The organism is Nocardia sp. NPDC004722, from assembly GCF_053601505.1.
In genome coordinates this window covers 1-8,736 of sequence record NZ_JBSGBY010000358.1, presented here as the reverse complement: position 1 = coordinate 8,736, position 8,736 = coordinate 1, and the positions used below count along the sequence as shown (strand labels likewise).

Annotated in this window: 9 protein-coding genes and 1 pseudogene; 1 reads left to right on the top strand and 9 read right to left on the bottom strand. The window is 67.9% G+C overall.

Annotated elements, in window-relative coordinates; genetic code table 11:
- Nucleotides 1-208 (top strand): LmrA/YxaF family transcription factor (locus ACWELQ_RS29165; RefSeq protein ID WP_452400238.1); only part of this gene is annotated, 208 nt, incomplete at its 5' end.
- Here ACWELQ_RS29165 and ACWELQ_RS29160 read toward each other — a convergent pair.
- The 9 genes and pseudogenes from ACWELQ_RS29160 to ACWELQ_RS29120 all read right to left on the bottom strand — a co-directional run.
- Nucleotides 128-1,114, bottom strand: coding sequence for an alpha/beta hydrolase (locus tag ACWELQ_RS29160; RefSeq protein WP_452400237.1), 987 nt, complete (start codon nucleotides 1,112-1,114; stop codon nucleotides 128-130). The genes ACWELQ_RS29165 and ACWELQ_RS29160 overlap by 81 nt on opposite strands.
- Nucleotides 1,099-2,364 (bottom strand): TetR/AcrR family transcriptional regulator, encoded by a 1,266-nt coding sequence (locus ACWELQ_RS29155; RefSeq protein WP_452400236.1) that lies wholly within the window; start codon nucleotides 2,362-2,364, stop codon nucleotides 1,099-1,101. Before ACWELQ_RS29155 ends, ACWELQ_RS29160 begins: the two co-directional genes overlap by 16 nt.
- Nucleotides 2,361-3,017, bottom strand: coding sequence for a hypothetical protein (locus ACWELQ_RS29150; RefSeq protein ID WP_452400235.1), 657 nt, complete (start codon nucleotides 3,015-3,017; stop codon nucleotides 2,361-2,363). Before ACWELQ_RS29150 ends, ACWELQ_RS29155 begins: the two co-directional genes overlap by 4 nt.
- Before the next feature lie 24 nt (nucleotides 3,018-3,041).
- Nucleotides 3,042-4,217, bottom strand: coding sequence for an MCE family protein (locus ACWELQ_RS29145; RefSeq protein WP_452400234.1), 1,176 nt, complete (start codon nucleotides 4,215-4,217; stop codon nucleotides 3,042-3,044).
- Nucleotides 4,214-5,353 carry an MCE family protein gene (locus tag ACWELQ_RS29140; protein WP_452400233.1) on the bottom strand — a complete coding sequence of 380 codons (1,140 nt, stop codon included), beginning with the start codon at nucleotides 5,351-5,353 and terminating at the stop codon, nucleotides 4,214-4,216. Before ACWELQ_RS29140 ends, ACWELQ_RS29145 begins: the two co-directional genes overlap by 4 nt.
- Nucleotides 5,350-6,453, bottom strand: coding sequence for an MCE family protein (locus tag ACWELQ_RS29135; RefSeq protein WP_452400232.1), 1,104 nt, complete (start codon nucleotides 6,451-6,453; stop codon nucleotides 5,350-5,352). The genes ACWELQ_RS29140 and ACWELQ_RS29135 overlap by 4 nt, the downstream gene beginning before the upstream one ends.
- Nucleotides 6,453-7,466: an MlaD family protein gene (locus ACWELQ_RS29130; RefSeq protein ID WP_452400231.1), complete on the bottom strand. Its 1,014-nt coding sequence runs from the start codon at nucleotides 7,464-7,466 to the stop codon at nucleotides 6,453-6,455. The genes ACWELQ_RS29135 and ACWELQ_RS29130 overlap by 1 nt, the downstream gene beginning before the upstream one ends.
- Nucleotides 7,463-8,485, bottom strand: coding sequence for an MCE family protein (locus ACWELQ_RS29125; RefSeq protein ID WP_452400230.1), 1,023 nt, complete (start codon nucleotides 8,483-8,485; stop codon nucleotides 7,463-7,465). The genes ACWELQ_RS29130 and ACWELQ_RS29125 overlap by 4 nt, the downstream gene beginning before the upstream one ends.
- A pseudogene (locus ACWELQ_RS29120) lies at nucleotides 8,482-8,736 on the bottom strand (mammalian cell entry protein); the annotation flags it as partial. The pseudogene ACWELQ_RS29120 and the gene ACWELQ_RS29125, both read right to left, overlap by 4 nt.

Sequence of the window (8,736 nt, the reverse complement as noted above, 5' to 3'; positions counted from 1 at the left end):
CACGGCCGCACGCGATGTCTTCCGTCGCTGGCAGGGCTACTTCCGGGAGTGCCTGCGGCGCAACGGGATACCGGAACCGGACGCCACCAACGTGGCGACGCTGCTGATCGCCGGGCTGGAGGGCGCGTTAGTGCTCTGCCGCACCGAGGACAGCACCGAACCCCTCGATCGGGTCGCAGACGCGCTCGAACGAGCCCTGCGCGCATAGGTCCGCGATGTCGCGGTAGTCGCTGGAATCGGTGAGGAAATCGTCGGTCCAGCGGGTGGTGAGCGACTGTAGCGCCGACACGTTGGCCGATCGCGGTACGCCGCAAGCCAATTCGCCGAGTGCGTCGGAACTGGGTCCTTCGGCGTCGGTGTGCTCGCCGGACCGCAGGTGAACGCCGAGGAAGCGGCGATGCAGCAGGGTCGCGAGGGCGGTGGTGCCGCTGCCGAAGTTGTTGCACAGGCCGGGTGGCCCGGAGACGGTGAGAATCGGCAGCCCGGTCGGGTCGAGGTCGGTCAGCGCCGTGTCGGTGTTGTTGCCCAGGAAGGACTTCACCGGATCGAGCAGGATCAGCCCGCGCAGGTTCGCCCAGGCGTCCGGATGGCTCGCGTGCAACCGGTGCGCGACGTATTCGACGGCCTCGGCACCGGCGGAATGCCCGATGAAGACGGCGGCGGGCGGTAGGGCGGGCACGGGGCGGCCGGTGTCCGCCGCGGCCGCGGCCAGACTCGCCGCCAGGCCGCCACCGGGATCGCCTGCCGTGGCGAACAATTCGGCGACGTGATCGAGAAAGGCGGTGTTGTGGCCCAGGTTTTGCAGGGTGCATCCCGACGGATCGAAGAACGGCAGGCTCGGCGCGAAGACGAGATAGCCCGCGTTCGACAGGGTGCGGGCGAGATCGGCGACCTTGCCGCCGTCACGGGCGAAGCCGTGCTGCAACCAGATCAGGGCGCGCGGCGTCCCGTCGGGCAGATACCAGTCGGCATTCTGGTGCAGCGTGGCGGCGGCGCAGGGGATGTCGATCGATCCGGGCGCGCGCACGGGATCGGCTGCGGCCGTCGCGACGGTGGGCACGGCGAGGACCGCTGCCGCGAGGGCCGTCAGCGCGGCGCTCAGGGTGAAATGCATGTGTTCAGAGTGGCGGACGGAGCGGGTTCCGGTGGGCCGAACAGCACGGCTTCCATGAGGCGGATCACCCACTGGCGCGGGCAGATTCGCTCGGTGTCGCCGAACACGCGGCCGTAGTCGACGACCAGGCCGAGCGCGGCGTGCACCAGGATATGCCCGGCGGCGGGGGTGAGGCCGGGGCGGACCCGGGCCAGCAGGCTCGCCCACTCCGCGACCACCAGGCGCTGCACCACGCGCAGGGTGGCGCGCTCGTCGTCGGGGACATGGCCGAACTCGGCGAAGTAGACGTAGATCAGTTCGCGTTCGTCGAAGGCCCCGGCGACATACATGTCGACGAGCTTGGCCAATGCCTCGGCCGCGGTGGCGGATTCGGCCAGGGTGGGTCCGATGACCGCAGTCATGCGGTCGGCCGCCCGCCGGAAGGCGGCATTGAGCAGGTCGCCTTTGCCCCGGTAGTAGCGGTACACCGCCGACGCCGAGGGCAGTCCCGCGGCGGCGGCGATGTCCTCGACGCCGACATTCGGGTAGCCGCGCTCGTAGAACAGCCGGACCGCGTGCTGCAGCAGCAGTTCATGTTTGAGCGTGTGCGGTATCTCCACCGCGCGCGGGGCAGGCGGGGGCTGCGCCGAGGCGGGAAGCTCGGTCTCGACCAGCGCCCAGCACGCCTGATTCAGCAGCGCGGCAAGGGGTTTGGCAGCCAGGACGACCCGGTGATCGCCCAGGCAGCTCACCGCGCTGAACACGCCGACGGCCCGCACCCGGCGCTCGTGCTCGGGCAATTCCGGTCGCGCCGCGCCGATCAGCGTGCTCAATTCGGTGAGGGCGGCGGCGAAATGCTCGTCCACCGTGCGCTTGTCGGGTTCCTCGAGGTAGCGGTGCTCCCAGCGCGCCAGCCCGACGGTCGTGCGGTTGAAGATGGTCTCGGCGATGATGCCGTCGATGGCGTAGCCGAGCCGCCGCCGCGCCGGCCAGTCGGCGGCCACCGCGGGCAGGCTCACCGCCGCCACCGTCACCTCGCCCAGTCGCAGCAGTTCTCCGGCGAAGAGCGCGTACTTGCTCGGATAGTGCCGATACAGCGCGGTGGAGCTGATGCCGAGCCGGGTCGCGATGTCGTCCATGCTGACCCGGTGATAGCCGAGCGCCGCGAACTCGGCCGCCGACACCGCGGCGATCTGCGCGCGCCGGTTCTTCGGGCGTCGGCGGACGGCCCGCGCACCCGGATCGGGGGCGGGCATGGCGGCGGGCGTCACTGCTGCGGCTGCTGCGCCAGCGGCGAATTCACCTTGTTCACCAGCCAGCGGTCGCCGGAACGCTCGAGCCGCATCACCATCGACAGCTGTCCGGGCGCAGGCTTGCCCTGGGTACCCAGGCTGGTGATCGTCTGGCCGATCACCACGATGGCCTCGGCCGAGTTCCGGTCGGCATTGCGCACCGCGCACTGCACGTCGGTGGCCTTGGACACCACCTGCCCCTGACTCAGCACCTCCCGCAAATCCTTGCTGGTGGAATCGAACTGCTTACGCCAATCCCCGGTCGCGCCGTCGAGCACCGAGGAGAAGTAGGCGTCGAGATTCTTGGCGTCGTAGGTCGCCAGCAACGGCGCGTATTTACACGCGGCGGCCTGCGCCTGCTGCTGGGCGTCGAGGATCTCCTTGCTGCGGGCGTCGTGCTGGTAGAACACGATGCTCGCACCAACCGACGCGGCCAGCGCCACCACGGCCGCCGCACGCGCCACGATCCGGCCGCGCTTGCCCAGGGCGGGTAAGGACCGCCGCGCGAGGAGTGATTTCCGCACGCGCGCACGAGGTGTCGGTTCATCGCCGGGTCGCGACGTCGTCGTGCCAGGGGCGTCGGGGGTTTCGGTGCTGTCTGTGTCGGCGGGCTGAATCACTGTGTCGCTCATGGAAGTCTCCTGGGTGCTGCGCGGCTAGCGGGGGATGGGCTGGGACAGTTCGTTGCCGGTGGCTCCCGGCGGGGCGGTCGCGCCGTTGTCGGGCACGTCGGGCCGGGGGGCGTTCGCTGAACCGCGGATCTGTAGGGCGGGATTGGCGGTGACGCAGTAGTTGTAGAGGCGGACCCGGTTGTCGGCTTGGACGTCGGTCGGTACCACGGGGATGGTGTCGTAGTCGCAGCTCGGTCGCGGCCATGGGTCGACGAGGGTGTTGTAGGCCCCGTCGTGTGCGGGCACGCCGAGCGCCTGGGAGCCGGCCCGCAGTGCCGGGAACAGGGCGGCGATGGCCGGGGCGCGCAGCTTGGCGGCCTTGGTCACGGCGACGAAGTTCGTCACCAGATTGGTGATGGGGTCCTGGGTTTCGGTGATGAACCCGTTGAGCGTGGCCAGCTGTCCGGGCCCCTGCGCGAGCAGAGTGCGCAGTTCCTGATCGGCCGAGGCGAACTGGTCGAACAGCACGCTGCCCGCCTTGGTCAGCGTGCCCAGATCGGGTTGCGCGTGCTGGGTGGTGTCGGCGATGACCTCGAGATTCTCGATCAGCTGCCGGGTCTGCGGCAGCAGCCCGTCGAGCCCGTTCATGGCCCGGCTGATGCCGGAGATCATGTTGCGCAACCGATCCGGGCCGCCGGCCAGCGCCTTGTCCAGCTCGTCGATGATGACATTGAGCCGGTCGGGGTTCATGCCGCCGATGAGATCGCTCAGATTGGCGAACACCGACTGGATCTGCACCGGGATACTCGTGTGCGCCCGCTCCACTCGTGCGCCGTCGCGCAGGTAGGGCCCGGTGTCGGAGTCGGGCCGGAAGTCCAGGTACTGCTCCCCGGCCGCCGAGAGCCGCCCGACCGCGACGGTGCCGCCGACGGGAATGTGTGCGCTGTCGTCGATTTCGGCGACGGCGGCGACCCCGTCCCCGGCGACCCGCACGTCGGCGACCTTGCCGATCCGGCTGCCCCGGAAGGTCACGTCATTGCCGGGCAGCAGCCCGCCGGAGGAGGTGAGCTCCACGGTCACCCGGTAGGTGTGCGGAATCGGGTTGAACCGCAGCACATAGCCGCCGATGTACCCCGACCCGAGGATCAGCACCACGATCAGCCCGATATTGGCGATGGCGATGCGATGCCGCACCACCCAATGCCACAGTGGCGGATTCATCGATCCCCTCCCTGCTGACCGGTGTCAGGCTGACCGGGCTGGGTGTCGGGTTGCCGAGGCGGGCTGGTGAGTCGTCCGAACACCTTCTCCAGCACCTGCGCCAGACTTCCGATGAACTGCCCCGCATCCCCGAGTTCGGGCCAGCGGCTGCCGCTGGGATCGGTGAGCGCGCCGACGCTCAGATACGACACGGTCGCCGCGACCGCCAGCGCCGGACCACGCAGGCTCGCCATCAGCGACGGGTAGATCTGATGCAGCCCGTCGAGCGCACCGGTGAGCTGATCGGCCTGCGCGAACCCCGACATGAGCGCCTGAATGCTGTTGAACAGGCCCACGAAATCCCCGCCGGTGGTGGTGGCGAAGTCGCCGAGCGCGTCGGTGGTGGTGGCCACCTTGGCCAGCAGGTCCACGATCTGCTGGTTGTTCTCGGTGAGCAGCCCGAGGAGGGCGGGGAAGGTGTCGGCGGCCTGACCGAGTTCGGCCTTGCGCCTGGCCAATTCGCCCGACAGCGAGTTCATCCCGCCGAGCACCTGATCGATGTCCCCGGTGCGGGCGTTGAGCGCGCCGATGGCCGCGGTCATCTCGGTGATGAGATGCGAGAGTTCCGGTGCGCGGCCGGCGAACATGGAGTCCATCTGCCCGGTGATCTTGGCGGCCTGATTGATGCCACCCCCGTTGAGCAGCAGCGAGATCGACATCATGAGCTGTTCCACCGACGCGCCCGCCGCCGTGTGCTCGACGCCGATGGTGTCGCCGTCACGCAGCGGCTCCCCGGCGTCCTGTGCGGTGGGCAGCGTCATGGCCACGAACATGTCGCCGAGCGGGGTGCCCTGGCGCAGTTCGACGGTGGTGCCCTTGGGCAGCTGGATGTCCTGGCGGATCAGCATCTGCACATCGGCGAGGAAGTTGGTCGTCTTGATCTTGGTGACCACGCCGATGTCGGTGCCGCCGATCTTGACGTGCGCGTGGTCGGGCAGGTTGAGGGCGTCGGCGAAGGCCGCGTGCACGGTGTAACCGGGCGCGCCGAGACCGGGTTTGGGCATGGGCAGGGTGTCAACGGTGACCGCGCAGCCGCAGGTGCCCAGCAGGGTGGTCGCGGTGAGCAGGCCGCCGAGAGCCGTTGTGCGTAGTCTCATTTCAGGTTCGCGATTCCCAAGAGTGCTGCGGTGAGCCCGAAGTCGGGTCCGAAGTCCTGCACCTTGCCGGTGCGGCACCCGTCCAGGCGCATGGCGATGCGCTGGCAGAACGTGGACAGGATCTCGCCGTCGAGCAGCGACTTGTCCAGCAGCCCGTGCAGCCGCAACGCCTGGTGCTCGACGCTGGTGGCATTGGCCAGGTTCTGGAACATGAGCGGGCCGACATCGACGATCTCGGTGAGCCCGCGGGCATTGGCGCGCATCTGGTCGGTGATCCCGACGAAGCGGGTCAGCGCCCCCGCGAGCTGATCCTTGTTCTGCCCCACCAGGCTCGCGGTATTGGTGACGAAGTCGTCGAGCTGCTTCAGCACGGCGTCGATGCCGGGGGCCTGGTCGCCCAGCAGGTTCACCAGGTCGGTGAGCCGCCCGCTGAAATCCCGCACGGTCTGATCGTTGGACGCGATGACCTGGGTGATGTCATTGAGTTTGATGATGGTGTTGGAGATCTGGTCCTTGTTGGCGAAGGTGACCTCGAACGCCGACGACAACGCGTCGAGGGTCTCGCGCAGCTTGTCGCCATTGCCGTTGAGCAGGGGGAACAGCACCCGGCTGGCCATCGGCCCGGATTGGTTGTCGCCCTTCAGCGCCGTGCCGAGCTGGGAGAAGGTGGCCAGGATGCGGTCGAGCTCGACCGGAACCCTGGTGTGCTCCAACGGAATATAGGCACCGTCTTTCAATGTCGGCCCGTCACCGGTGTAGGCCGGGGCCAGCTCCACGTGACGATTCGTGATCAGCTGTGGATTCACCAGCGCCGCAACGGCATCCACGGGAACCTTGACATCGCTGTCCAGGGACATGGTGACCTGGACGTAACTGCCCTTGGGCGTGACGGTTTCGACGGTCCCGACCGGAACACCCAGGACCGCAACGTCATTGCCCGCGTACAGCCCCGCGACGTTCTCGAAGTCCGCGGTGATCTTCATCCGCGCCCCGAGATACTCCTTGGGCAGCGAGCTCAGCGAACCGGGCAGCATCCCGCACGCCGAGGTGAGCAGCAGCGCACCGCACACCGCGGCCAGTTTCAGTCTGCGAAGTCTCATCACTTGCACCCCTGCACGGCCTGCGCGAAGCACAGCCAGTTGTCCGGGAACAGCCACGGCGCGTACACGTTTCCGTACGGGCCGTCACCGAGCACATTGTTGAACTGCCGCAACGTCACCGGCATGATCTGATACAGCTGATCGAGGTTGCCCTTGTTCTTCTCGAGGCCCTGCGACATGGTGTTGAGATCGCTGATGAGCGGCCCGAGCTGGTTGTTGTTCTCCAACCCCATCTGCTGCAACAGGCTCGACAGCGACGCCACATTGTCGAGCAGCTGCTTCAGCAGCGTCTGCCGCTGCTGCACCGCGCTGCCGATGGCCTCCCCGCGGGTCAGCAGGAGCAGCACGCTGTTCTGGTTGTCCGACGCCAGCTGCGAGACGGTGTCCATGCACTTCAACAGCGTGTCCACCTCGTCGCGGCGATCATTGATCACCTTGGCCAGCGCGCCCACGCTGTCGAGGGCCTGCACGGTCAGCTCCGGTGAGGTGCCCATCTGCTGATCCACCAGATCCAGTGCCTGACGCAGCTTCTGCGGATCGAGCTGCTCCACGCGCTCGAAGGAGTTCTTGTACTGCGGATCCAGCACGACCTTGCCCAGGTTGTAGGGCACCGACGTGTGATCCAGCTTGATCCGGTTCCCGGCCAGCGCCTTGCCCTTGCCCGGTGTCAGATCCACGTGCAATCGCCCGAGAATGGTCGACATCTTGATCGCGGCGCGCGCCTCGTCGCCGAGCTTGACGTCGTCGTGCACCCGCATGTCCACCAGCACCTTGCCGTTGTCCAGCTTGACCGCGCTCACCTGCCCGACCTCGATACCCGACACATCCACCGTCGCGCCCGGCCGCAACCCGGCCGCCTGGGCGAACTCGGCGTGAATCGTTTTGTCGCCCAACTGCGCTCGTTCCAGCACACTGGACCCGACCAGTAGCAGGACCACGAAGCCGGAGGCGTACAGGCCCAGACGCAGATACCGGTTGCGCAGGAACCCGGGATAGCGAAGTCGCCGCGTCATCGGCACACCTCCGAATGGGATTGGCCGCCGATCTGATTGAACAGACCGGGCGGGAGCAGCACGCCCCACAGCGAGACGTCGAGACTGCACAGGTAGGCGTTGCCGTACGCGCCGTAGCTGCTGAAACGTGCGACACCATTGAGGACGTCGGGGAGTTCGACGGCCGCCTTGTCGAGGGACGCGCCGTTGAGCAGTAGCAGCGCGACACCGGCGGAGGCGTCGGTCTGCGCGCGGGCGGCACCCGGTTTCACCGCGGCGATGATGTTCACCAGCGAATCCGTCGCCGTCGCCACACGTTCCACCGAGGACTTCAAGGTGGTGCCTTGCGAATACAGCGCCTCGGTCAGCGCCCGCGCCTGAGTGATCAGCGTTTCCAGGTCATTGCTGCGATGCGCCAGCCCGGAGATCACGCTGGAGAGATTGCCGACCACCTGGCCGAGGATCTCGTCGCGCTGCCCGAACGTGCCCGCCAACTGCGCGGCCTGCGTCACCAGCGCGCTCAATGACACCCCGTTGCCTTGCAAGGCTTGAATCAGCGTCTCCGACAACGAGTTCACCTGATCCGGTTGCAGCACGCTGAACAGCGGCTCGAATCCCGACAGCAGCGCGGAGACGTCGAAGGACGGCTCGGTCCGCTCGATCGGGATCTGATCGCCCGAGGCCATGGGGACACCCGCGTCCTTGCCGGGCATCAGCGCGATATAGCGCTGCCCGATGAGGTTCTGATACCGCACCAGCGCCTTGGTCGTGGTGGTGGGATGCTGATCGTCCTGGATGCGGAAGTCCACCCGTGCCCGGTAGTCGTCGGCGAAGGCGATCTTGTCGACCCGCCCGACCCGCACCCCGGCCATGCGGATGTCGTCGCCGACCCGCAGACCGAGCACATCGGAGAACACCGCCGAGTAGTTGTGGGTGCCGCCGGGAACGGAGCGTTGCAGCGTGGACCAGATGGTGTAGGTCAGCACCACCGCGACCACGGCGAAAAGGCTGAAGCCCGCCAAGGCTTTTCCGGATTTCACGAGGCGCCTCCGTCGGCGGGAACCAGGGAACCGCCCGCCAGAATGGGTGTGAGCAGCAGGACCTGCGCGGCGTTCGGCTTGCCACCGACCAGCGCCGCGATGGCATCTGTACCGCGCAGACCCGCCGGTGCGGCCGCGGCGGGAGCTTCGCCGGTGGACGCCGGTGCGGTGAGGCCGGGAATCGCGGGCAGACCCGGGATCGACGGAAGCCCCGGAATCGCAGGCAGATTCGGCTGACCGGGCGTGGCCAC

What these genes read in the sequence shown, in the direction of transcription:
- ACWELQ_RS29140 (WP_452400233.1), bottom strand. Translation starts at nt 5,353, where the DNA reads ATGAGACTACGCACAACGGCTCTCGGCGGCCTGCTCACCGCGACCACC.
- ACWELQ_RS29150 (WP_452400235.1), bottom strand. Translation starts at nt 3,017, where the DNA reads ATGAGCGACACAGTGATTCAGCCCGCCGACACAGACAGCACCGAAACC.
- ACWELQ_RS29145 (WP_452400234.1), bottom strand. Translation starts at nt 4,217, where the DNA reads ATGAATCCGCCACTGTGGCATTGGGTGGTGCGGCATCGCATCGCCATC.
- ACWELQ_RS29135 (WP_452400232.1), bottom strand. Translation starts at nt 6,453, where the DNA reads ATGAGACTTCGCAGACTGAAACTGGCCGCGGTGTGCGGTGCGCTGCTG.
- ACWELQ_RS29130 (WP_452400231.1), bottom strand. Translation starts at nt 7,466, where the DNA reads ATGACGCGGCGACTTCGCTATCCCGGGTTCCTGCGCAACCGGTATCTG.
- ACWELQ_RS29160 (WP_452400237.1), bottom strand. Translation starts at nt 1,114, where the DNA reads ATGCATTTCACCCTGAGCGCCGCGCTGACGGCCCTCGCGGCAGCGGTC.